Below are 23,750 nucleotides of genomic sequence, written 5' to 3'. Positions count from 1 at the left end.
GCCCCGAAAATAGGGTACAAAAGGTACAAGCCGCCGTCAGTGGAGTTAGGCTCGCCTAACCCGCCGGGGGGATGGCGGCGGCCTTAGACTGCACGCGATAGGGCTCGTGAAAGTCTTCACAATCTCGGTGGGACCGGGAATACGTGGAGCGCACACAGGAGAGGCCAGGGTCGTGACAGTGCCGCATGCCAGCGATTCCGCTGATGAAGCGGATGTCATCGTTGTGGGAGCCGGCCCCGGAGGCTCGGCCGCAGCCCACCACCTCGCCGCGCACGGCGCGAACGTGCTCCTCCTGGAGAAGACCGAGTTCCCCCGCGAGAAGGTCTGCGGCGACGGCCTGACCCCGCGCGCGGTCAAGCAGCTGATCCGGATGGGCGTCGACATCGAGGCCCCGGGCTGGCTGAAGAACAAGGGCCTGCGGGTGATCGGCGGCGGCATGCGCCTCGAACTCGACTGGCCCGACCTGGAGAGCTTCCCGAACTACGGCCTGACCCGGACCCGGATGGACTTCGACGACATCCTGGCGAAGCGGGCGGTCGAGGCCGGCGCGCGGCTGATCACCAACACGAACGTGCAGGGCCCGATCCTGGACGCGGCCGGCCGGGTGATCGGCGTGAAGGCGACCGGCCCGGGCAAGGAGCCCAAGGAGTACCGGGCGCCGATCGTCATCGCCGCCGACGGGGTCTCCGGCCGCTTCCCGCTGTCGATGGGGCTCACCAAGCGTGAGGACCGCCCGATCGGGGTGGCCGTCCGGCGGTACTACAAGTCCGAGCTCAAGCACGACGACGAGTACCTGGAGTCGTGGCTGGAACTCCGCAGCAAGGAGGGCGGCGACAAGCTGCTCCCCGGCTACGGCTGGATCTTCGGCATGGGCGACGGCCGGGTCAACGTCGGCCTGGGCGTGCTGAACAGCAGCTCCGCGTTCGGCAAGACGGACTACCGGCAGATGCTCACCGACTGGCTCGACAACACTCCCGAGGAGTGGGGCCTGCGCGAGGAGAACGCCGACGGCAAGATCCTGGGCGCGGCGCTGCCCATGGGCTTCAACCGGGTGCCGCACTACACCCGGGGCGTGATGCTCGTCGGTGACTCCGGCGGCATGGTGAACCCCTTCAACGGCGAGGGCATCGCGTACGCGATGGAGTCCGGCGTGCTGGCCGCGGAGATCGCGGTGCAGGCGCTGGCCCGGGGCACCACCCCCGAGCGCGAGCGGGCGCTGCGGCTGTACCCGCAGGAGCTCAAGCTGCGCTACGGCGGCTACTACCGGCTCGGCGGCGTGTTCGTGAAGATGATCGGCAACCCGCAGATCATGAAGATCGCCACGAGGCACGGTATGCCGCACCCGACGTTGATGAAGTTCGTCCTCAAGCTGCTCGCGAATCTGACCGACCCGCGCGGCGGCGACGCGATGGACAAGATCATCAACGGGCTGACCAGGATCGCCCCCGCTGTCTAGCGGGTCAAACGTACACATTAGGGTTATCAGGTTTCTGGACGGAGAGGAAGGCGGATAGCGTATGTCGCTCTCCCCATACATACCCATCGTGGGGTTGATCGCCCTCGCGTTCGGTTTCGCGCTCTTCTCCGTCGCGTCTGCGCCGATGACCGGCCCACGCCGGTACAACCGCGCGAAGCTCGACGCCTACGAGTGCGGCATCGAGCCCACCCCGCAGGGTGCCGGCGGTGGCAAGTTCCCGGTCAAGTTCTACCTGACCGCGATGCTGTTCATCGTCTTCGACATCGAGATCATCTTCCTGTACCCGTGGGCCGTGTCCTTCAACGCGCTCGGCCTCTTCGGGTTCGTCGAGATGGTTCTGTTCATCGGCACGGTCTTCGTCGCGTACGCCTACGTGTGGCGTCGCGGCGGGCTGGATTGGGACTGACATGGGCATCGAAGAGAAGCTTCCGGCAGGGGTCCTCCTGACCTCGGTCGAGAAGCTGGTCAACTGGACCCGCAAGTCGAGCTTCTGGCCGGCGACGTTCGGGCTCGCCTGTTGCGCCATCGAGATGATGGCGTCGGGCGGCGCGCGGTACGACCTCGGCCGGTTCGGCATGGAGGTCTTCCGGGCCAGCCCCCGCCAGGCGGACCTGATGATCGTCGCGGGCCGGGTGAGCCAGAAGATGGCCCCGGTCCTTCGCCAGATCTACGACCAGATGCCGGAGCCCCGCTGGGTGCTCTCCATGGGCGTCTGCGCGTCGAGCGGCGGCATGTTCAACAACTACGCGATCGTGCAGGGCGTCGACCACATCGTGCCGGTCGACATGTACCTGCCGGGCTGCCCTCCGCGCCCCGAGATGCTGATGGACGCGATCCTCAAGCTGCACGAGAAGGTCATGCACGAGCCGCTCGGCGAGAAGCGCCGCCAGATCCTGGCCGCGCAGCCGGCCCCGATCGTCAAGGTCGGGTCGATGCCGTCGAGCTACCGGTTCAACAAGGCCAAGAAGAAGCAGTGGACCGAGGCCGTGGCCGCCGGGACCGAGGAGCAGCTCCGCATCGAGAACTGGATGAAGGAGAGGGCCGGGCTGTGACCGAACGCGAGCTTGGCACCACCACTGTCGCCAAGGGCGCCTTCGGCGTCTCCGGCACCGGTGACGTCTCCGGCTACGGCGGCCTCGTCCGCCGCCGCCCGGTCACGGTCGCCACGGAGAAGCCCTACGGCGGGTACTTCGACGAGGTCACCGACGCGCTGGAGGAAGCGTTCCCGGAGTTCCACGACGCGATCGAGATGGTCGTCGTGGACCGGGGCGAGCTGACCCTGCACGTCAAGGCGGACCGGATCCTCGACGTCGCCCGGATCCTGCGGGACGACGCGGCGCTCCGCTACGAGATGTGCTCCTCGGTGTCCGGGGTGGACTACCTCGACGCCGCCGACGACCCGCGCCGGCTGCACGTGGTCTACCACCTGACCTCGATGACGTACCGGCGCCGGATCCGGCTCGAAGCCGCCGTCACGGCCGAGAACGCGAAGCTGCCGAGCGTCACGTCGATCTACCCGACCGCCGACTGGCAGGAGCGGGAGACGTTCGACATGTTCGGCATCGACTTCGAGGGCCACCCGGGCCTGACCCGGATCCTGATGCCGGACGACTGGGAGGGCCACCCCCAGCGCAAGGACTACCCGCTCGGCGGCGTGCCGGTCGAGTACAAGGGCGCGGAAATTCCTCCGCCGGACCAGCGGAGGGCGTACAAGTGACCGACACCTACGCAGACGCACGGGAGACCACCGAGGGGCGGGTCTTCACCGTCACCGGTGGCGACTGGGACGCCGTCCTCGGCGGCGACGACCCGATCCACGACGAGAAGATCGTCGTCAACATGGGTCCGCAGCACCCGTCGACGCACGGCGTGCTCCGGCTCGTCCTGGAGCTTGAGGGCGAGACCGTCACCGACGCGCGCACCGTCGTGGGCTACCTGCACACCGGCATCGAGAAGAACCTCGAATACCGGACCTGGACCCAGGGCACGACGTTCGTCACCCGGATGGACTACCTGGCCCCGATCTTCAACGAGACGGGCTACTGCCTGGCGGTGGAGAAGCTGCTGGGCATCGAGGAGCAGATCCCGGACCGCGTCAACGTGATCCGGATCCTGATGATGGAGCTCAACCGGATCTCCTCGCACCTGGTCTGGCTGGCGACGACGGGCATGGAGCTCGGCGCGCTGTCCATGATGATCTACGGGTTCCGCGAGCGCGAGTACATCCTGGACATCTTCGAGATGTGCTCCGGGCTGCGGATGAACATGGCCTACGTGCGCCCGGGCGGCGTCGCGCAGGACGTGCCGGACGAGGCGATCGCGAAGATCAAGGAATTCCTCGGCTGGATGCCCGACCGGATCAACATGTACGAGGACCTGCTCTCCGGCAGCCCGATCTGGCAGTCGCGCACCCAGGGCGTCGCGTACCTCGACGCGGCCGGGTGCGTCGCGCTCGGCATCACCGGCCCGGTACTCCGCAGCGCCGGCCTCGCGTGGGACCTGCGCAAGACGATGCCGTACTCCGGCTACGAGACCTACGACTTCGAGGTCCCGACCCACCCGGACGGCGACGTGTGGGCCCGCTACCAGGTCCGGCTCGGCGAGATGCGCGAGTCGCTGAAGATCGTCCAGCAGGCGCTCGACCGCCTGGAGCCCGGCCCGATCATGGTCGCGGACAAGAAGATCGCCTGGCCCGCGCAGCTCGCGATGGGCGGCGACGGCCTGGGCAACTCCCTGGAGCACGTCGCGAACATTATGGGCCAGTCCATGGAGTCCCTGATCCACCACTTCAAGCTCGTCACCGAGGGCTTCCGGGTCCCCGCCGGGCAGGTGTTCACCGAGATCGAGGCCCCGCGCGGGACGCTCGGCGTGCACGCGGTGTCCAGTGGTGGCACCCGGCCGTACCGGGTGCACTTCCGGGAGCCGAGCTTCATCAACCTGCAGGCGATCCCGGCCATGGCCGAGGGCGGACTGCTGGCAGACGTAATCGCAGGCGGGGCCTCACTGGACCCCGTGATGGGTGGGTGTGACCGCTAATGGCTTTCTCCGAAGAGACCTTCGTCCGGGCGAAGGAGATCATCGCCCGGTACCCCGAGGGGCACTCCCGGTCGGCTCTCCTGCCGCTGCTGCACCTGGTGCAGGCCGAGGACGGCTACATCACGCCCGAGGGGATCGGCTTCTGCGCCGACCAGCTCGGGATCACCAAGGCGCAGGTCAACGCCGTGGCGACGTTCTACACGATGTACAAGCGCAAGCCCACGGGCGACTGGCTGGTCAGCGTGTGCACGAACACCATGTGCGACCGGATGGGCGGCCAGAAGGCCTACGAGGCGCTGAGCGAGTACCTGGGTGTCGGGCACGAGGAGACCACCTCCGACGGCAAGATCACCCTGGAGCACGCCGAGTGCCTGGCCGCGTGCGACTACGCGCCGGTCATGACGGTCAACTACGACTTCTTCGACGGTACCCAGGCCGCTGACGCCCTGGAGATCGTGAAGCAGCTCCAGAGCGGCGAGGTCCCGGTACCCTCCCGGGCGCCCCGGCTCTGCTCGTTCCGCGAGATCCAGCTGCAGCTGGCCGGCTTCCCCGACGAGCGGCCCGGCGCGGTCGCCGAGGGCGTGGCGGGCGACCCCACCCTGGCCGGCGCGAGGCTCGCGGCGGACAACGGCGTCGCGGTGCCCGGGTTCGACCCGAACACCCCGATCGCGCGTAAGGAGGCAAAGGCATGAGCGGGCCCATCCACAAGCTCACCCCGGTGCTGACCAAGCGCTGGCTGTCGCCGGACGCCTGGAAGCTCGCCACCTACGAGCGCCTCGACGGCTACGCGGCCCTGCGCAAGGCCCTCAAGGCCGAGCCCGACGACCTGATCCAGCTCGTCAAGGACTCCGGGCTGCGCGGCCGGGGCGGCGCGGGCTTCCCCACCGGCATGAAGTGGGGCTTCATCCCGCAGGGTGACGGCAAGCCGCACTACCTCGTGGTCAACGCCGACGAGGGCGAGCCGGGCACCTGCAAGGACCTGCCGCTCATGTCGCACGACCCGCACTCGCTGATCGAGGGCGTCATCATCTCCTCGTACGCGATCCGGGCCAACTTCGCCGCCATCTACATCCGGGGCGAGGCCGTGCAGGCGGCGCGTCGGCTGCGGGCGGCCGTGCAGGAGGCGTACACCCGGGGTTACCTGGGGCGCAACATCCTCGGCTCGGGGTACAACCTGGACCTGGTGATCCACTCCGGCGCGGGCGCGTACATCTGCGGCGAGGAGACGGCGCTGCTCGACTCCCTCGAGGGCTTCCGGGGCCAGCCCCGGCTGCGCCCGCCGTTCCCGGCGACCCACGGCCTCTACTCGAAGCCCACGGTCATCAACAACGTCGGCACCATCGCCAGCGTGCCCTACATCGTGCTGGGCGGCGCGGACTGGTGGAAGTCGATGGGTACGGAGAAGTCCTCCGGCCCGATGATCTACTCGCTCTCCGGCCGGATCAAGAACCCGGGCCAGTACGAGTGCGGGATGGGCATCACGCTCCGCGAGCTGATCGAGCTGGCCGGCGGCATGCAGGACGGCCACCAGCTGCGGTTCTGGACCCCGGGCGGTTCCTCGACCCCGCTGCTCACCGCCGACCACCTGGACATGCCGCTGGACTTCGAGGGCGTGGGCGCGCAGGGCTCGATGCTCGGCACCACGGCCACCCAGCTGTTCAGCCAGCAGGACTGCCCCGTGTACGCGACGTACCGGTGGATCAAGTTCTACGCCCACGAGTCGTGCGGCAAGTGCACGCCGTGCCGCGAGGGCAACTACTGGATGATCCAGATCCTGCACCGCATTCTGGCCGGTCAGGGCGTCAAGAAGGACCTCGACACCCTGCTCGACGCGTGTGACAACCTGCTCGGCCGGTCCTTCTGCGGCCTGGGCGACGGCGCGACCAGCTCGGTCACCTCGTCGATCAAGTGGTTCGAGCAGGACTACCTCGACTACATCGAGGGTCGCAAGGCTCCGATGTTGAAGCCCGAACTCGTAGGGGCGCACTGATATGACCGACAAGGTAACCCTCACGATCGACGGCATCGAGGTCAGCGTCCCCAAGGGCACGCTGGTCATCCGGGCCGCCGAGCAGCTGGGCATCGACATCCCCCGGTTCTGCGACCACCCGCTGCTCGAGCCGGCCGGTGCCTGTCGGCAGTGTCTGGTCGACGTGGAGGGCCAGCGCAAGCCGGTCGCCTCCTGCACCCAGACCTGCGCCGACGGCATGGTCGTCAAGACCCAGCACACCTCGCAGGTGGCCGAGAAGGCCCAGGCCGGGATCATGGAGTTCCTGCTCCTGAACCACCCGCTGGACTGCCCGGTCTGCGACAAGGGCGGCGAGTGCCCCCTGCAGAACCAGGCCATGACGGCCGGCCGGACCGAGGCCCGGTTCTCCGAGGTCAAGCGGGAGTTCCGCAAGCCGCTGCCGATCTCGTCCCAGGTGCTCCTGGACCGCGAGCGCTGCATCCTCTGCCAGCGCTGCACCCGGTTCTCCGAGGAGATCGCCGGCGACCCGTTCATCGACCTGATGGAGCGCGGCGCGTCCGAGCAGATCGGTGTCGCCGAGGGGGAGCCGTTCAACTCCTACTTCTCCGGCAACACCGTGCAGATCTGCCCGGTGGGCGCGCTGACCGGCGCCCAGTACCGGTTCCGGGCCCGCCCGTTCGACCTGGTCTCCACGCCGAGCGCCTGCGAGCACTGCGCCGCCGGCTGCGACCTGCGCACCGACTCCCGGCGGGGCAAGGTCATGCGCCGCCTCGCGGGTGACGACACGCAGGTCAACGAGGAGTGGAGCTGCGACAAGGGCCGCTGGGGCTTCCAGTACGTCAACGCGTTCGACCGGCTCACCGACCCGCTGATCCGCGACAAGGAGACCGGCGAGTTCCGCAAGGCGTCGTGGTCCGAGGCGCTGCGGTTCGCGGCCGACGGCCTGCGCGGCAGGAAGGCCGGCGTGCTCACCGGCGGCCGGCTGACCGTCGAGGACGCCTACGCGTACGCGAAGTTCGCCCGGGTCGCCCTGGGCACCAACGACATCGACTTCCGGGCCCGGCCGCACTCCGCGGAGGAGGCCGACTTCCTGGCCGCCGCCGTCGCGGCCGAGGGTTCCGCGAGCTACCTGGACATCGAGGCCGCCCCGGCGGTCGTCCTCGCGGGCCTGGAGCCCGAGGAGGAGTGCCCGATCCTGTTCCTCCGACTGCGCAAGTCGTCGGTGAAGCACGGCGTGCGGGTGTTCTCGGTCCAGCCGTTCGCGACCGGTTCGGTGACGAAGACCAGCGGCACGCTGATCCCCGCCGCCCCCGGTACCGAGTCCGAGGTCCTCGACGCCCTGATCGGCGGCGAGCCCATCGCCGGCGCCTCCCCGGCGGTCGAGGCCGCGCGCCTCGCCCTCCGCGAGCCGGGCGCGATCCTGCTGGTCGGCGAGCGGCTGGCCACGGTGCCGGGCGCGCTCAGCGCGGCCGTCGCCCTGGCGGAGGCCACCGGCGCGAAGCTCGCGTGGGTGCCGCGCCGGGCCGGCGACCGGGGCGCGATCGACGCCGGCTGCCTGCCGAACCTGCTGCCCGGCGGCCGGGTGGTGGACGACCTGTCCGCCCGCGCCCAGCTGGCCGAGCGCTGGGGCGTGGAGTCCCTGCCGTCCACCCCGGGCCGCGACACGGCGGGCATCCTCGCCGCCGCCGCGTCCGGTGACGTCGAGGCGCTGGTCGTCGCGGGTGTCGACCCGCACGACCTGGCCGACGTCAGGGGTGCCGAGGCCGCGCTGGACAGCGTGGGCTTCCTGGTCTCCCTCGAACTGCGGATGAGCGCGGTGGCCCGGCGGGCCGACGTGATCTTCCCGGTCGCGGCGACCGTCGAGAAGGCCGGCTCCTTCCTGAACTGGGAGGGCCGGGTCCGCACCTTCGACCAGGTCCTCAGCCCGGGCACCATGCCCGACGCGCGGGTGTTGTCCGCGATCGCCGCCGAGCTGGGCGTGACCCTGGGCGGGGAGGTGGCCGCGCTGCGCAAGGAGCTCGGTCAGCTGCCGGCCGTCACGACCCGGCCGTCCGCCCCCCGGGTCCGCCCGGAGGAGCCGCTGTCCCCCGGTCGGGGCCAGGCGGTGCTGGCGAGCTGGCGGATGCTGGTCGACCTCGGCGCGATGCTCGACGGCGACGACCACCTGGGTGGTACGGCGCGCACGCCCGTCGCCCGGCTCTCGCAGGCCACCGCGGACGCCATCGGCGCGACCGAGTCGGTGACCGTGGGGACCGGCACCGGTGCGATCACGCTGCCGCTGCAGGTCACGCACATGCCGGACCACGTGGTCTGGGTGCCGACGAACTCGCCCGGCTCCACCGTGCACCGCACGCTGGGCACGGTCGCCGGTGACGTGGTCAACATCAGTGCTGGAGGGGCGCAGTGATCCTCGCGGACAGCCCGAAACTGGAGGACTTCGGCCACGACGTGTGGTGGATCATCCTCATCAAGGTCGTCGGCATCTTCGCGTTCCTGGTCGTGATGACGCTCTTCACGATCTGGTACGAGCGCAAGGTCGTCGGTCGGATGCAGCACCGGCCCGGCCCGAACCGGGTCGGCCCGATCGGTCTGCTCCAGTCTCTCGCGGACGGCCTGAAGCTGGCGTTCAAGGAAGACATCATGCCGAAGCTGGCCGACAAGGCGGTGTTCTTCATCGCCCCGGTCATCTCGACGGTGTGCGCCTTCACCGCCTTCGCGATCATGCCGCTCGGCCCGAACGTCTCCATGTTCGGCCAGAAGACGCCGTTGCAGCTCACGGACCTGCCGGTCGCGGTGCTGCTCGTGCTGGCGTGCTCCGGCCTGGGCATCTACGGGATCGTGCTGGGCGGTTGGGCCTCCGGCTCGACGTACCCGCTGCTCGGTGGTCTGCGGTCCGCCGCGCAGATGATCTCCTACGAGGTCGCGATGGGGCTGTCCATCGTGGCCGTCTTCATGACCGCCGGCTCGATGTCGACGAGTGAGATCGTGGCCGCGCAGGCCGACGGCCGCCAGCAGCAGATCTTCGGCACGGACGTCACCCTGCCCGGCTGGTACGCGATCCTGCTGCTGCCGAGCTTCCTGATCTACTTCATCTCGGCGGTCGGTGAGACCAACCGGGCCCCGTTCGACCTGCCCGAGGCGGAGTCGGAGCTGGTCGGTGGCTTCCACACCGAGTACTCCTCGCTGAAGTTCGCCCTGTTCTTCCTCGCCGAGTACATCAACATGGTGACCGTGTCGGGCCTGTGCACGACGCTGTTCCTCGGCGGCTGGCGGGCACCCGCGCCGATCAGCACCTTCTGGGCCGGCGCGAACGCCGGCTGGTGGCCGCTGCTGTGGTTCACGGCCAAGGTCCTGATCCTGCTGTTCGTGTTCGTCTGGCTGCGGGGCACGCTGCCGCGGCTGCGGTACGACCAGTTCATGCGCTTCGGCTGGAAGGTCCTGGTCCCGGTCAACCTGGTCTGGATCCTGCTGGTCGCGGGCGTCCGGGTGGCCCCGAAGGCGGACCGGGCGGTGCAGATCGCGATCTGGACCGGGTTCGCCGTGCTCTTCGCGGTCATCATCCTGTTCTGGCCGAAGAAGCAGCCGACGCTGCCGGCCCGGGCCGCGGACGAGAGGCGCCCGCAGGGCAGCTTCCCGATGCCGCCGATGGATCTCGTGGTCCCGCCGAGCCCCCGGCTCAAGCGCGTGGCCGTCGAACATGCCGCCGCCAGCGGCGAGCAGGGAGAGTAACGGTGTTCGAGTCTGTCAAAGGCTTCGGCGTCACCTTCGCGCACATGTTCAAGAAGGTCGTGACCGAGGAGTACCCGGAGTACCGCAAGCCGACCGCGCCGCGCTACCACGGCCGGCACATCCTCAACCGTCACCCCGACGGCCTGGAGAAGTGCGTCGGCTGCGAGCTGTGCGCGTGGGCCTGCCCGGCCGACGCGATCTACGTCGAGGGCGCGGACAACTCCGACGGCGAGCGCTACTCGCCCGGTGAGCGCTACGCCGGCGTGTACCAGATCAACTACGCCCGCTGCATCTTCTGCGGGCTGTGCATCGAGGCGTGCCCGACGCGTTCGCTGACGATGAGCAACGAGTACGAGCTGGCCAGCGACTCCCGCAAGGATCTGATCTTCACGAAGGAGCAGCTGCTCGCGCCGCTGCTGCCGGGCATGGAGCAGCCGCCGCACCCGATGCGGCTCGGCGAGTCGGAGAAGGACTACTACGTCGGCGCGCTGACCAACCCGGGCACCAGTGCCGGCGCGGAGCGCGTGAAGCCCGGAGGTGTCGCGTGACCACCGCTCTCCTTGCGGCTGACGCCACCCCGGTATCGGCGTGGGCCTGGATCGTCTGGGGCGTGCTCGCCCTGGTCGCGGTCGCGGGCGGCGTGGGCATGGTGCTCGCCAAGAACGCCGTGCACTCGGCGCTGTTCCTGGTCTGCACGATGCTCACCCTGGGCGTCTTCTACATCATCCAGGCCGGTCCGTTCATCGGCATGGTGCAGATCATCGTCTACACCGGCGCGATCATGATGCTGTTCCTGTTCGTGCTGATGCTGATCGGCCGGGACGCCTCGGACTCGCTGATCGAGACGTTGCGCGGCCAGCGCACCGCCGCGCTGCTGCTGGGCATCGGCTTCGCCGGCCTGGTCGTGACCGGCGTGGTCCGGGCGCTGGGCAAGGCCCCGGTGGCCGGCCTGGCGCAGGCCAACGCGGACGGCAACACGCAGGGGATCGCGAAGGACCTGTTCACGTCCTACGTGTTCGCGTTCGAGGTCTCCAGCGCCCTGCTGATCACGGCGGCGGTCGGCGCGATGCTGCTGGCCCACGTCGAGAAGACCAAGGCCGAGAAGGTCACCCAGCGCGACCTGATGCAGGCCCGGTTCGCGCCCGGCAACTACCCGGCCCCCAAGCCGGGCCCGGGCGTGTTCGCGTCGACCAACTCCGTGGCCGCCCCCGGGCTGCTGCCCGACGGCTCGGTGGCCGGCCGGAGCCTGACCGCGCTGGTGCCGACCCGGGAGCTCACCGAGGCCGAGGCCAAGCCGAAGGGGACGGAGAAGTAATGGGGAACATCGACCCGAGTGCGTACATCGGGCTCTCCGCCCTGCTCTTCACGATCGGCGCGGTGGGCGTGCTCATCCGCCGGAACGCCATCGTGGTGTTCATGTGCATCGAGCTCATGCTGAACGCCGCGAACCTGGCCCTGGTCACGTTCAGCCGGATGAACGGCAACCTCGACGGGCAGATCATCGCCTTCTTCGTGATGGTCGTGGCCGCTGCCGAGGTCGTCATCGGCCTGGCGATCATCATGTCTATCTTCCGGACCCGCCGCTCGGCCTCGGTCGACGACGCCAACCTGCTGAAGTACTAAGAGGTACCGGTGGAAAACCCTGTGCACTTCGCCGACGCGACCGGGATGTTGACCAACATCTGGCTGCTCGTCGCGATCCCGCTCGCCAGCTCGGCTGTGCTCTTCCTGCTCGGCAAGCGTGCCGACAAGTGGGGTCACTGGCTGGGCGTCGCGAGCGTCGCGGCCTCCTTCGTCCTCGGGTTGATCTTCTTCTTCCAGCTCAAGGGCCTGGATGAGAACGCCCGCTCGGCCCAGGTGACTCTCTTCGAGTTCATCCCGGTCGGCGAGCTGAAGATCGACTTCGGGCTGCTGTTCGACCCGTTGTCGGCGGTCTTCGTACTGCTGATCACCGGGGTCGGATCGCTGATCCACCTGTACGCGACCGGGTACATGGCCCACGACCCGGGCCGTCGGCGGTTCTTCGCCTTCTTCAACCTGTTCGTGGCCGCGATGTTGCTGCTGGTTCTCGGCAACAACTACGTGATGCTGTACTTCGGCTGGGAGGGCGTCGGTCTCGCCTCGTACCTGCTGATCTCGTTCTTCTTCGACAAGCCCAGCGCGGCGACGGCCGGCAAGAAGGCCTTCCTGATGAACCGGGTGGGTGACGCCGGGTTCGCGATCGCGCTGTTCCTGATGTTCGCCCAGCTCGGCACCGTCGACTACGAGGGCGTTTTCAACGGGGTCACGGGGCTGTCGCAGACCGTGGTCCTGATGATGGGCCTGCTGCTCCTGATCGGGGCGTGCGGCAAGTCCGGCCAGTTCCCGCTTCAGGCGTGGTTGCCGGACGCGATGGAGGGCCCGACCCCCGTGTCGGCCCTCATCCACGCGGCGACGATGGTCACGGCCGGCGTCTACCTGATCGCCCGCTCCAACGCCGTCTTCAGCGCCAACGCGACGCTGCAGACGATCGTGGTGAGCGTCGGGGCACTGACCCTGCTGATCGGGTGCATCATCGGCTGCGCGAAGGACGACATCAAGCGGGTACTGGCCTACTCGACCGTCTCCCAGATCGGCTACATGTTCCTGGGCGTCGGACTGGGCGGGGCCGCGTACGCGCTGGCGATCATCCACCTCCTCGCGCACGGCTTCTTCAAGGCCGGCATGTTCCTCGGGGCCGGTTCGGTGATGCACGGCATGGGCGACCAGGTGGACATCCGCCGGTTCGGCGGGCTGTGGAAGTACATGAAGATCACCTGGATCACCTTCGGCCTCGGCTACCTGGCGATCATCGGGCTCTTCCCGTTCTCCGGCTTCTTCACCAAGGACCCGATCATCCTGGCCGCCTTCAACCGGCCCGGCTGGACCGGTTGGCTCTTCGGCGGCGCCGCCCTGCTGGGCGCCGGGCTGACGGCGTTCTACATGACCCGGCTGTTCGTGCTCACGTTCCACGGCCCCAAGCGGTGGACCGAGGGGCAGCACCCGCACGAGTCGCCGGCCGTCATGACGATCCCGCTGATCCTGCTGGCGGTCGGCTCCGTCGCCGCCGGTTGGCTCATGTCGACCTCGGTCGTCGACTGGCTGACCCCGGTGCTCGGCGAGCACGAGGAGGCCCACGGCCACCTCGGGCACTGGACCGTCACCGCGCTGACCATCGGCATCGTGCTGCTCGGCGCCGGCCTCGGCTGGGCGCTGTTCCGCAAGGGCACCGCGCTCGAGGAGGAGCCGGCCGGCCCGCTCGTCACCGCGGCCCGCAACAACCTGTACGCCGACACGTTCAACGAGTTGGTGTTCGAGCTTCCCGGTAAGTACCTGACCCGGGCGCTGGTGTACTTCGACAACAAGGGCGTCGACGGCCTCGTCAACGGACTCGCGGCCATGGTCGGGGGCGGCTCCGGCCGACTCCGCCGGACGCAGACCGGTTTCGTGCGCACGTACGCCCTGTCCATGCTGGGAGGTGCGCTGCTCGTGGTAGCCGCGCTGATGGCGGTGACGCTCGGATGAGCAACTTTCCGTATCTGAGTCTGCTCGTCGGGCTGCCCCTGGTGGGCTCCGCGGTGCTGGCGTTCCTGCCCCGGAGTCAGGGGGCGCTGGCCAAGAAGCTCGCGCTCGTCTGGACCCTGGTGGTACTCGGTCTGACGGCGGCCCTGTGGTTCGCCTACAAGGCCAAGGGGGACCGCTTCCAGTTCCGGGAGTCCTACCCGTGGATCCCGCAGTGGGACGTCCGCTTCTCGTTCGAGGTGGACGGCATCGCCCTGGTCATGATCGCGCTGATCGGCGTGCTCGTCCCGCTGGTCGTCGTGGCCAGCTGGAAGACCGTGGAGAAGCTGGACGGCAAGCGGAGCGTCCCGGCGTACTTCGCCCTCCTCCTCGCCCTGCAGGGCCTGATGACCGGCGCGTTCGCGTCGAGTGACGTCCTGCTGTTCTACGTGTTCTTCGAGGCCATGCTGGTCCCGATGTACTTCCTGATCGGCTCGTACGGGGAGACCCCCCGCCGGCAGTACGCCGCGGTGAAGTTCTTCCTCTACTCCCTGGTCGGCGGCCTGTTCATGCTCGCCGCGGTGATCGGCCTGTGGGTGTACGGCGGGCACACGTTCAACTGGCACACCCTCCAGCAGGCCGAGTTCTCCACGATGGCCGAGCGCTGGATGTTCCTCGGGTTCTTCATCGCGTTCGCGATCAAGGCGCCGTTCTTCCCGTTCCACACCTGGCTGCCCGACGCCGGTGGCGCGGCTCCGGCCCCGGCCGCCGCGCTGCTCGTCGCGGTCATGGACAAGGTGGGTACGTTCGGCATCCTGCGGTACTGCCTGTCGCTCTTCCCGAACGCCTCGAAGTACTTCGCGCCCCTGGCCATCGCGCTGTCGCTCGTCGGCATCATCTACGCGGCGCTGCTCGCGGTGGGCCAGGACAACCTGAAGCGCCTCGTCGCGTACACGTCCGTGGCGCACTTCGGCTTCATCGGCATCGGGATCTTCGCGTTCACCACCCAGTCGGGTACGGGCGCGGTGCTCTACATGCTCAACCACGGCCTCGCGACCGGCCTGCTGTTCCTGGTCGTCGGCTTCCTGGTCGCCCGGCGCGGCAGCGCGTCGATCAAGGACTTCGGCGGCGCGGGCAAGCTGATGCCGATCCTCGCCGGGGTGTTCTTCATCGCCGGCCTGGCCTCGCTGGCCCTGCCGGGCACCAGCCCGTTCGTGTCGGAGTTCCTGGTGCTGATCGGCGTGTTCTCGGTCAACAAGACCGTGGCCGTGATCGCCACCCTCGGCATCGTGCTGGCCGCCGGCTACGTCCTGTGGATGTACCAGCGGACCATGCAGGGCACCCTCAACCCGGCCCTGAAGGAGGTGCCGGCGATGAACAGGGACATCAAGGTCCGTGAGCTCGTCGTCGTCACCCCGCTGATCGCGTTGATCCTGCTGCTCGGCTTCTTCCCGAAGCCGGTCATCGAAGTGATCGACCCGGCGGTCAGGGCCACGCTCATCCAGGATCTCGGGAAGAGCGACCCGGCTCCGATCTCGACGGAGGCAAAGAAGTGACGTTCCAGTTGCCGACCCTCGACTACCTGGCGCTGGCGCCGATGCTGGTCCTGTTCGCGGCCGCGTGCGCGAGCATCCTGGTCGAGGCAGCGGTCCCGCGCGACTGGCGCTACCGGGTCCAGGTTCCGCTGACGTTGGTCTCCCTGCTCGTGGCCGGGGTGTTCCTGGTCAAGCTGGCGACGAAGTACGCCGACGACAGCACCGGGGTCATCTCGCAGGGCACGCTCACCGCGGGCAAGGCCGTCGCGATCGACGGACCGGCGCTGTTCCTGCAGGGCGCGCTGGTCGTGCTCGGCATCATCGCCGTGCTGCTGATCTCGGAGCGCAGGCTGGAGGCGGGGGGCGCGTTCGTGGCCCAGGCCGCCGTCACGGCCGGCTCGCAGGCCGACCGCCGGCAGGCGAAGGCCGGCGGCGCCACCGAGGTGTACGCCATGGTGCTGTTCGCCCTGGCCGGCATGATGCTGTTCTGTGCCGCCAACGACCTGCTGACCATGTTCGTGGCGCTCGAGGTGTTCTCGCTCCCGCTGTACCTGCTCTGCGCGCTGGCCCGCCGTCGCCGGTTGCTCAGCCAGGAGGCGTCGCTCAAGTACTTCCTGCTGGGCGCGTTCGCCTCGGCGTTCTTCCTGTACGGCGTCGCCATGATCTACGGCTACGCCGGCCGGGTCGACTTCGCGAGCATCCACCAGGCGGTGGCCACCTCCGACCGGAGCCGGACGCTGCTGCTGATCGGCATCGCGATGCTCGCCATCGGGCTGCTGTTCAAGATCGCCGCCGTGCCGTTCCACGTGTGGACCCCGGACGTCTACCAGGGCGCCCCGACCCCGGTCACCGCCTTCATGGCGGCGTGCACCAAGGTCGCGGCGTTCGGCGGCCTGATCCGGGTGCTGTACGTGGCGTTCGAGCGGTCGAGCTGGGACTTCCGGCCGGTCCTCGGCGTCATCGCGGCGCTCACCATGGTCATCGGCGCGGTGCTCGCGGTGACCCAGACGGACATCAAGCGCCTGCTGGCCTACTCCTCGATCGCCAACGCCGGTTACCTGCTGACCGGCGCGCTGGCGATGAACGCGGACGGCCTGCGGTACACGATGTTCTACCTGGTCGCGTACGGCTTCACCGTGCTCGCCGCGTTCGGGATCATCACGCTGGTCCGCGACGCCGACGGCGAGGCCACCCACCTGTCCCGGTGGGCCGGGCTGGGCCGGCGCTCGCCGCTGGTCGCCGCGGTGTTCACGTTCCTGATGCTGGCCTTCGCGGGTATCCCCCTGACGAGCGGGTTCACCGCCAAGTTCGGGGTGTTCGCGGCGGCCGTGGGCGGGAACATGACCTGGCTGGTACTCGTCGGCGTGGTCAGCAGCATGATCATCGCGTTCCCGTACCTGCGGGTCGTGGTCCTCATGTGGCTGTCCGAGGCCGGGGAGGACACCCCGACCGTCTCCATTCCGGGAATGTTCACCTCGATCGCCGTGGCGTTCGGTGTGATCCTGACCCTCGTTCTGGGTATCGTCCCGCAGGCGGCTCTGCAGCTCGCCATCAACGCGGGTACTTTCCTGAGATAGAAACGTCGTATGGCATCGTGGGGGGCGTGGTGACAACGCAGAGCCTGACCAGTGCGATCGGGCTGGAGTTCGCTGACTCGGAGCTCGAGGCTGCCGTTCTGGCCGGCCTCGACACCGTGGAGGCGGAGCTCCACTCGGCGGTGGCCAGCGCCGACCCGTTCGTCACCGAGGCCGCCCGGCACCTCGTGGAGGCGGGCGGCAAGCGGGTCCGACCGATGTTGACGCTGCTCTCGGCGCACTTCGGCGACCCGGCCGCGCCCCTGGTGGTGCCGAGCGCCCTGGTGCTCGAACTGACCCACCTCGCCACGCTGTACCACGACGACGTGATGGACGAGGCCGCCGTCCGCCGGGGGGCGCCCAGCGCGAACTCCCGGTGGACGAACACGGTCGCCATCCTGACCGGCGACTACCTGTTCGCGAAGGCCGCCTCGATCGCCGCGGAACTGGGCACCGAGGCGGTCCGGATCCAGGCCGAGACGTTCGCCCGCCTGGTCCAGGGCCAGATCCGGGAGACGGTCGGCCCCCGCGAGGGCGTCGACCCGATCGAGCACCACCTGGACGTGCACCGGGACAAGACCGGCTCGCTGATCGCCACCTGCTGCCGGTTCGGCGCGATGTTCGGCGGCGCGGACGAGAAGGTGACGAACACGGTCACCCAGTTCGGCGAGGTGTTCGGGATCGCGTTCCAGCTGTCCGACGACCTGTTGGACATCGCCTCGGAGTCGGTCTACTCGGGCAAGGTGCCCGGCACGGACCTGCGCGAGGGCATCGCCACCCTCCCGGTGCTGTACGCGCTGGAGGGCCCCGACAACCGGCTCCGTCAGCTGCTGGCCCAGGGGCCGCTGACCGACGACGCCGAGCACGCCGAGGCGCTGGGGCTGCTGCGGCACTCGCCGGGGATGGCCCGGGCCCGGGCGACCCTGGACGAGTACGTGTCGGAGGCCCGCCGGTTGCTCGGCGAGCTGCCGGACGTGCCGGCGCGCCAGGCCCTGGCGTCGATGTGCGACTTCGTCTCGGCCCGGATGGGCTAGACCTCAACGGAAACCGCCCGCCACGAACATGTGGCGGGCGGTTTCCGTCTCAGCCGGTACCCGTCAGGGCCTGGATCTTGTCCCTGTTGGCCCGCAGCATCCGCGCCCCCGACAGCATCCCCACCGCCGCCAACCCCATCGACCCGGCGGCACACAACCACGTCACCGTGTACGACGTGTGCGCCGTGACCGTCCCCAGCGTCAGCGGCCCCACGAACGCCCCCAGATACACCCCGGTCTGCGTGATCGCCGTGGCCGACGCGGGAGCGGTGGGGTGCAGCTGCACGACGGCGTAGTTCATCAGGCCGGGCCATGCCCAGCCGAGTCCGAAGGCCAGCAGCACCCCGGCCACCATGGTCGGCACACCCGCGACGGACAACAGGGCCATCCCGAGCGCCCCGACGCCCAGCATCCCGGCCAGCACGGACACGTGCCCGCCGTCGGGCCGCCGGTCCGCCAGCCAGCCGACCAGGATCCGGGCGGCCACGCACACCGCGCTGCCGGCGGTCAGGGTCAGGGCCGCGACGGCCGGGTCGATGCCCCGGGCGACGCTGGAGGACACCAGGAACGTGCCCAGCGCGTTGGCGGCCGCCGAGGCGAAGGTCGCGCTGGCCCCGATGACGACGAGGGCGGTGGTGGCCCCGCGTTCGCGCCGCCCGGTGCGCCGGACCGGCCGGGCCAGGTCGGGCTGCACGAGCGGCAGGGCGGCGAGCGCCACGGCGGCGGCGAACACCCAGGCCCACCGCCAGCCGACGGTGAGCGCGAGCAGCGGCACGGTCGTACCCGCCAGGAGGGTCGAGATCGGAACCGCGGCCTGCTTGATGCCGAACACGAGGCCCTGCCGGCCGGCCGGGATCCGTTGCGCGAGCGTGGTGTTCGCGGCGAGCTGGCCGACGGAGTTGGCGACACTCCCGAAGAGCAGGAACAACACCAGTTGGAGGTACGAGTGGGCCAGCGCCGCCACGGCCAGCATCGAGGTGGCGGCCACGAGGATGGCGGCCCGGCTGCTGGCGGCCGCTCCGAAGCGTTCCACGATCGCCCCGGCGGGGATGCCGGCCAGCGCGCTGCCGCCGAAGTACGTGGCCACGACCAGGCCGAGGCCCGCCGGGTCGAAGTGCAGCTCGGCCGACAGCTGGACGGCGAGGCCTCCGATGAGGAACACGGGGATCACCGAGGCGATGGTCGTACTGACGCCCCCGAGGGTCGCGCGGCGGGTCTGCGCCCGGGTCGGGACCGCCGCCGTCAGCACTGTCATGGTTCCGACACTAGGGAGGTGTGTCGGAAAAAGCAGTGGCCCGCATCGCAGTACGTGTCCGCGCGTTAATAGATAGTGGTGATGGGTGCCCGTCGGGGTGTTCCCTGATGGGGTTTTGTTCCCTATCGTGAAGGGTGGCGCACCTCACCCTGAGGCCGTCGTGGAGGTTGTTGTGAGAGAACTCGGTGATCACGAGCTGGGCCGGGAGCCAACTCGCGCCTTGGGCAGTGAGCCGCCGCCAGATCTCATCCGCAGCGTGTCCCGGGCATTCCGGATCGTTGAGGCGGTGGGTGACACTCCGAAGGGGTTGACGCCCAAGCAGATCGCCCGCAGATGTGAGCTCAACCTGGCGACTGTTTACCACCTGGTCCGTACCCTCTCCTACGAGGGCTATCTGCACCGCCGGGACAACGGCACGTTCGTCGCCGGCCTCAACTTCTCCGACCGGTACCGGGAGATGTCCGCCGCCTTCAGCGCGCCGGTCAACGTCGCGGACGGTCTGCGCCGTGCCGCCGGCCGCACCGGGCACAGCCACTTCCTCGGCCGGTTCATCAACGGCCGGGTGGCGATCACGGGCGTTGCCGAGGGCGCGCGTTCCCCGCACCTGGAGGACCTGATCGTCGGGTTCGACGACGGCGCGCACGCCACCGCGCTCGGCAAGGCACTGCTGGGCACGCTCAGCGCGCCGGCCCGCAGCCGGTACCTGCGCGAGTCCGGGATGCGGAAGTACACCGCGAAGACGATCACGGAGCACGACCGCCTGGAGTACGAGCTGACCCTGCACGGGCAGCGCGGGCTCTTCGTCGAGGTCGGGCAGTACCGGCCGAATGTCGCCTGCGCCGCGACCATGGTCTCCTACGGGCCGGACCCGGACCAGATCGTCGTCCTGGCCTGCACGTTGCCGATGGAGGAGTTCGTGACCACGGCGGCGACGGTCAACCAGCGGATCCGCGCGGCGGCACAGGGTCTGGCGAACGCCCTGACCAACGCGGAGGAAACCCGCTAAGGCAATTCTCGGGTACGGCGGGCCGCCGACCGTCAGCTTCCGGGCTGGCGCGGCGGCCTTCGCCATTCCCGGGGCCGCTCGGCGCCGGGTCCCGCGTGGTCAGGCCGCGGTGGAGGCCAGGGCGGCGGCCTGGGTGGCCTGGCGGGTGCGGCGGGCCGAGCGCAGGCCGTCCACGGTGAAGATCACCAGGGCGAGCCAGACCAGGCTGAACCCGGCCAGCCGGAGCGGCGGCAGCGACTCGCCCAGGATCAGCACCCCGCACGCCAGCTGGAGAACCGGCGCGATGTACTGCAGGATCCCGATCGTCGACAGCGGCAGCCGGTTCGCCGCGCCCGCGAAGAACAGCAGCGGGATCGCGGTGGCCGCCCCGCCGCCGATCAGCAGCAGGGTGTGCCCGAGCCCGTGCCCGGTGAACGTCGCGCCCCCGTCGGCGGTCAGCCAGGCCAGGTAGCCCAGGGCGGGCAGCGCGAGCACGGCGGACTCGACGAACATGCCCTCGGCGGCCGGTACCCCCAGGCGCTTCTTGATGAACCCGTACAGCGCGAAGGACGTGGCCAGGGTCAGCGCGATGTACGGCGGGTGCCCGTAGTCGTACGTCAGCACGCCGACGGCCGCCGCCCCGACCGCGAGCGCGCCCCACTGCCACGGCCGGAGCCGCTCGCGGAGCACGAGGACGCCGAGGAGCACGTTGAACAGCGGGTTGATGAAGTAGCCGAGCGAGGTCTCCACGACCCGGTGCGCGTTGACGCCGTAGATGTAGAAACCCCAGTTCACGGCGAGTACGACCGAGGCGGCGGTGATCCCGAGGACGGTACGCAGCGGCAGGGCGCGCAGCCAGCTCCAGTGCCGCTTGACCGCGAGCAGCAGGGCGACGAACGCGACGGACCACAGCACCCGGTGGGCGAGGATCTCGACGGCGCCGGCCGAGGCGAGCAGGTGCCAGTAGAGCGGGAAGAAACCCCAGCAGACGTAGGCCAGTAGCCCGAACAGGTAGCCACGCCGGAGTTCGCTCACGCACAAACGGTAGTCCCGGGCACCGATGGCGGCCTATGGCCTCGGTCACCCGATGACCCGAGGATCGCCCGGGTGGCGGGCGGGTGCGAGGGTGTGCCGGTCGCCGGTCGCCGGTCGCCGGTCGCCGGTCGCCGGTCGCTGGACGGTCCTGACGGCCTGATGGCCTGACGGCCTGACGGCCTTCACGGGCTGGACGGGCCTGACGGCCTTCACGGGCTGGACGGGCCCGACGGCCTTGACGGGCTGGACGCGGCGGGTGGCACCGGAGCCGGGGACGGCGGGGCCGGGCATGCGGAGGGGCGGCCCGGACCGTGGTCCCGACCGCCCCAGCGGAGTGCGTCAGCCGGTCACGCCGGCCGGCGCGCGCCGCCTAGTCGTTGTCCGCACCGGGCGTGATCAGGCTGAGTACCCAGCTCACGATGGCGACGATGATGCCGCCCCAGAACGCGGCCCAGAAGCCGGTGATGTGGAACGGCAGGTCGATCTTGTCCGCGATCCAGCTGGTGAGCCAGAACAGCAGCGCGTTCACGACCAGGGCGACGAGGCCCAGGGTGAGCGCGTAGAAGGCGCAGCCGATCGTCTGGATGATCGGCTTGATGACGGCGTTGATCAGTCCGAAGATCAGCGCGACCAGAAGGAGCGTGCCGACCTTCTTCCAGCCGGATTCGCCGACCTGGATCCCGGACACCAGGAGCGAGGCGACCCACACCGCGACAGCGGTGACGATGGTGCGGATGATGAAACCCATGGGCACATACTCTCAGAGCAGGCCGATCTTGTCAGGAGATACGTTCTGAGCCCGTAACCGGGCGGGGGTCGGCGGGATCCGGTCGCTGACCGGGGCTGGAGACCTTTGTCCGAACTGTGCGACGCCGGCCGGGACCTGGCTGCGACAGCCGGCGGCGTGAGGCGGGACCGGCGTGGAGCGGGTGCCTGGGCTTGTGGGCCCGGGGCGCGTGCTCGACTCCTCGCTGCGGGACCTGGTTGCCGCCGGGAGGCTGGTCAGGGCGCGGGATCCGAGCCCGTGCGGGTGCGCCGGGGCGGGGCGGGGACGCGGGGCGTGCCCGGGACGCGGGGCGGGGTCTGGGCGCGGGCCGGGGTCTGGGCGCGGGCCGGGGTCTGAGTGCGGGGCGCGGCCTGGGCGTCGGGCGGTGTCTGGGCGTGGGGCGGGGCCGGGATCGGCTGCCTGGGCTGGGGCGACGGTGACAGGACGACCGGACCCAGAGGGCGTGACCGGGGGCGGGGCAGCGCCACGGCGGGGGACCCGGCAGGGCCGCCGGGGACGGGCCGGCGCTGGCTGGCCCGGAGCAGGAGTTTGCGGCAGGGGCTCTCGACCCCGGCGTACAGGGCCCAGGACAGGGTCAGGGCGACCGTGAAGGACGCCAGGGTCGCGGCGAGGCCCCCGGCGGCGCCCAGCTTGGGGTGGGAGACGAAGAGCGCTTCCCCGGTACGCATCACCAGAATGTGGATCATGTAGAAGGCGAACGACAGCTCCCCGAGCCGGACCATCACCGGGTGCCGCCACACCGACCGCGCCCCGGTCAGGTCGGCGCCCGCCGCGGCCGCGATCACCAGGGCGAACCCGGGCACCGTGCACGCCGCGTACCGGAACGGGTCGGGCACCCACGCCGCCAGCGCGTACCCGGCGGCGAGCACGCCGAGCGACCCGGCCATCCCCGGCCCCGGCCAGCGCCCGGCCCGCACCAGGCAGGCGAGCGCCACCCCGAGGACGAACTCCGGCAGCCGGACCAGCGGAAAGTACCGCGAAAGATGGTCGTCGACGAAGAGCGGGAGGAGCACCGTCGCGGCCAGGCCGGCCCCGGCGGCGCACCACGCCCCCCGGGGCCCGAACCGGCGGACCAGCCAGAACAGCGCGGGGAACAGGGCGTAGAACAGGGCCTCGCAGGCGAGCGACCAGCTGACCGGGTTGACGCTCTGGCTGTACCCGATGGCGGTGTTCCACGGATGCACCAGGAGCGCGTTGGCGGCCAGCGCGCCCCGGGACGGCAGCGAACCCGGGAGCAGCAGCCAGCCGAGCAGCAGCGCCAGGGCGGCGGTCGCGGCGTGCAGCGGGTAGACCCGGGCGAACCGGCGGTGCCAGAAGGCGAGCGGGCGGTCGCGTTCGCGGGCCGACCAGGCCAGCACGAAGCCGGAGAGGACGAAGAAGAACGACACCCCGGTCGCGCCGGCGCCGAACAGGCCGTGCACGAGGTGGCCGGCGGGGCTGTCGCGGGCGAAGTACTCGACCGTGTGGACGTGCAGCCCGAACACCAGCAGCGCGGCGATCCAGCGGAGGCCGGTGAGGGAAAGGAGTTGATTTGCCGTAGTCGGCGGCATCCGGACGATGTTATAGACGTATGCCCATAGCTACAAGTCACCGGCGCACCGGCACTCCGGAGAGGACGGTGCGCTGGTCCGATATGGAACGGCCGAGCCGGCGTCACCGCCGCGCGGATCGGTCGCGCCACACCGGGGCCGCAATGCCGCGCGGATTGGCCGCCGCACGAGGTCGCGACGCCGAGTAGATCAGCCGCATTCCACGAGGCTGCGACGTCGAGCGGATCGGCCTCGTCGCATGAGGCGGCGAGGCCGCTCGGGTCAC

20 protein-coding genes and 1 pseudogene are annotated in these 23,750 nt (G+C 69.9%); 17 read left to right on the top strand and 4 right to left on the bottom strand.

Going from position 1 to position 23,750, the window contains the following annotated elements; all coding sequences use genetic code 11:
• The first annotated feature begins 178 nt into the window (after positions 1 to 178).
• From AB0M43_RS31885 to AB0M43_RS31810, 16 genes and pseudogenes are all read left to right on the top strand, one after another.
• Positions 179 to 1,456, top strand: coding sequence for a geranylgeranyl reductase family protein (locus AB0M43_RS31885; protein ID WP_363729897.1), 1,278 nt, complete (start codon positions 179 to 181; stop codon positions 1,454 to 1,456).
• A 61-nt stretch (positions 1,457 to 1,517) separates the two neighbouring features.
• Positions 1,518 to 1,883: an NADH-quinone oxidoreductase subunit A gene (locus AB0M43_RS31880; RefSeq protein WP_197006597.1), complete on the top strand. Its 366-nt coding sequence runs from the start codon at positions 1,518 to 1,520 to the stop codon at positions 1,881 to 1,883.
• A gap of 1 nt (position 1,884) precedes the next feature.
• The gene (locus AB0M43_RS31875; RefSeq protein WP_363729593.1) at positions 1,885 to 2,529 is read left to right on the top strand and encodes an NADH-quinone oxidoreductase subunit B family protein; all 645 of its coding nucleotides are present in this window, start codon (positions 1,885 to 1,887) and stop codon (positions 2,527 to 2,529) included.
• Entirely contained in the window at positions 2,526 to 3,194 is a 669-nt protein-coding gene (locus AB0M43_RS31870; protein ID WP_363729591.1) for an NADH-quinone oxidoreductase subunit C, read from the top strand. The genes AB0M43_RS31875 and AB0M43_RS31870 overlap by 4 nt, the downstream gene beginning before the upstream one ends.
• Positions 3,191 to 4,513, top strand: a complete 1,323-nt coding sequence (locus AB0M43_RS31865) for an NADH-quinone oxidoreductase subunit D (protein ID WP_363729588.1) — start codon at positions 3,191 to 3,193, stop codon at positions 4,511 to 4,513. Before AB0M43_RS31870 ends, AB0M43_RS31865 begins: the two co-directional genes overlap by 4 nt.
• A pseudogene (gene nuoE / locus AB0M43_RS31860) lies at positions 4,513 to 5,181 on the top strand (NADH-quinone oxidoreductase subunit NuoE); the annotation flags it as partial. The gene AB0M43_RS31865 and the pseudogene nuoE, both read left to right, overlap by 1 nt.
• Positions 5,182 to 5,201: 20 nt before the next feature.
• Entirely contained in the window at positions 5,202 to 6,503 is a 1,302-nt protein-coding gene (gene nuoF / locus AB0M43_RS31855) for an NADH-quinone oxidoreductase subunit NuoF (protein WP_363729585.1), read from the top strand.
• A gap of 1 nt (position 6,504) precedes the next feature.
• Positions 6,505 to 8,889: an NADH-quinone oxidoreductase subunit G gene (locus AB0M43_RS31850; protein WP_363729583.1), complete on the top strand. Its 2,385-nt coding sequence runs from the start codon at positions 6,505 to 6,507 to the stop codon at positions 8,887 to 8,889.
• Entirely contained in the window at positions 8,886 to 10,211 is a 1,326-nt protein-coding gene (gene nuoH, locus AB0M43_RS31845) for an NADH-quinone oxidoreductase subunit NuoH (RefSeq protein ID WP_363729581.1), read from the top strand. Before AB0M43_RS31850 ends, nuoH begins: the two co-directional genes overlap by 4 nt.
• 44 nt (positions 10,212 to 10,255) lie before the next feature.
• On the top strand, positions 10,256 to 10,759 hold the full coding sequence (gene nuoI, locus AB0M43_RS31840; RefSeq protein WP_231400458.1) for an NADH-quinone oxidoreductase subunit NuoI: 504 nt from the start codon (positions 10,256 to 10,258) through the stop codon (positions 10,757 to 10,759).
• The gene (locus AB0M43_RS31835) at positions 10,756 to 11,526 is read left to right on the top strand and encodes an NADH-quinone oxidoreductase subunit J (protein WP_363729580.1); all 771 of its coding nucleotides are present in this window, start codon (positions 10,756 to 10,758) and stop codon (positions 11,524 to 11,526) included. The genes nuoI and AB0M43_RS31835 overlap by 4 nt, the downstream gene beginning before the upstream one ends.
• Positions 11,526 to 11,834 carry an NADH-quinone oxidoreductase subunit NuoK gene (nuoK, locus tag AB0M43_RS31830; protein ID WP_363729578.1) on the top strand — a complete coding sequence of 103 codons (309 nt, stop codon included), beginning with the start codon at positions 11,526 to 11,528 and terminating at the stop codon, positions 11,832 to 11,834. Before AB0M43_RS31835 ends, nuoK begins: the two co-directional genes overlap by 1 nt.
• Positions 11,835 to 11,879: 45 nt before the next feature.
• Positions 11,880 to 13,754, top strand: a complete 1,875-nt coding sequence (gene nuoL, locus AB0M43_RS31825) for an NADH-quinone oxidoreductase subunit L (protein ID WP_363729895.1) — start codon at positions 11,880 to 11,882, stop codon at positions 13,752 to 13,754.
• Entirely contained in the window at positions 13,751 to 15,286 is a 1,536-nt protein-coding gene (locus AB0M43_RS31820) for an NADH-quinone oxidoreductase subunit M (protein WP_363729575.1), read from the top strand. The genes nuoL and AB0M43_RS31820 overlap by 4 nt, the downstream gene beginning before the upstream one ends.
• A gap of 41 nt (positions 15,287 to 15,327) precedes the next feature.
• Positions 15,328 to 16,842: an NADH-quinone oxidoreductase subunit NuoN gene (gene nuoN, locus AB0M43_RS31815; RefSeq protein WP_363729893.1), complete on the top strand. Its 1,515-nt coding sequence runs from the start codon at positions 15,328 to 15,330 to the stop codon at positions 16,840 to 16,842.
• A gap of 56 nt (positions 16,843 to 16,898) precedes the next feature.
• Positions 16,899 to 17,873: a polyprenyl synthetase family protein gene (locus AB0M43_RS31810; protein WP_363729890.1), complete on the top strand. Its 975-nt coding sequence runs from the start codon at positions 16,899 to 16,901 to the stop codon at positions 17,871 to 17,873.
• Between the two features lie 49 nt (positions 17,874 to 17,922).
• Here AB0M43_RS31810 and AB0M43_RS31805 read toward each other — a convergent pair whose 3' ends face one another.
• Positions 17,923 to 19,128, bottom strand: a complete 1,206-nt coding sequence (locus tag AB0M43_RS31805; RefSeq protein ID WP_363729573.1) for an MFS transporter — start codon at positions 19,126 to 19,128, stop codon at positions 17,923 to 17,925.
• A gap of 220 nt (positions 19,129 to 19,348) precedes the next feature.
• On the opposite strand from AB0M43_RS31805, the gene AB0M43_RS31800 reads away from it, so the two are divergent.
• Complete coding sequence (locus tag AB0M43_RS31800; RefSeq protein ID WP_363729888.1) at positions 19,349 to 20,134, top strand: helix-turn-helix domain-containing protein; 786 nt, start codon at positions 19,349 to 19,351, stop codon at positions 20,132 to 20,134.
• 99 nt (positions 20,135 to 20,233) lie between these two features.
• Here AB0M43_RS31800 and rarD read toward each other — a convergent pair whose 3' ends face one another.
• The 3 genes from rarD to AB0M43_RS31785 all read right to left on the bottom strand — a co-directional run bounded on the left by rarD (position 20,234) and on the right by AB0M43_RS31785 (position 23,485).
• Positions 20,234 to 21,148: an EamA family transporter RarD gene (rarD, locus tag AB0M43_RS31795; protein ID WP_363729571.1), complete on the bottom strand. Its 915-nt coding sequence runs from the start codon at positions 21,146 to 21,148 to the stop codon at positions 20,234 to 20,236.
• Positions 21,149 to 21,518: 370 nt separating this feature from the next.
• Positions 21,519 to 21,896 (bottom strand): phage holin family protein, encoded by a 378-nt coding sequence (locus AB0M43_RS31790; protein WP_363729569.1) that lies wholly within the window; start codon positions 21,894 to 21,896, stop codon positions 21,519 to 21,521.
• 254 nt (positions 21,897 to 22,150) lie between these two features.
• Positions 22,151 to 23,485, bottom strand: coding sequence for an acyltransferase family protein (locus AB0M43_RS31785; protein ID WP_363729567.1), 1,335 nt, complete (start codon positions 23,483 to 23,485; stop codon positions 22,151 to 22,153).
• Positions 23,486 to 23,750 lie beyond the last annotated feature (265 nt).

This window comes from Longispora sp. NPDC051575, assembly GCF_040681875.1.
Taxonomy (GTDB): Bacteria; Actinomycetota; Actinomycetes; order Mycobacteriales; family Micromonosporaceae; genus Longispora.
The sequence above is the reverse complement of the archived record's forward strand: the minus strand, read 5'-3'. Positions and strand labels throughout refer to the sequence as shown.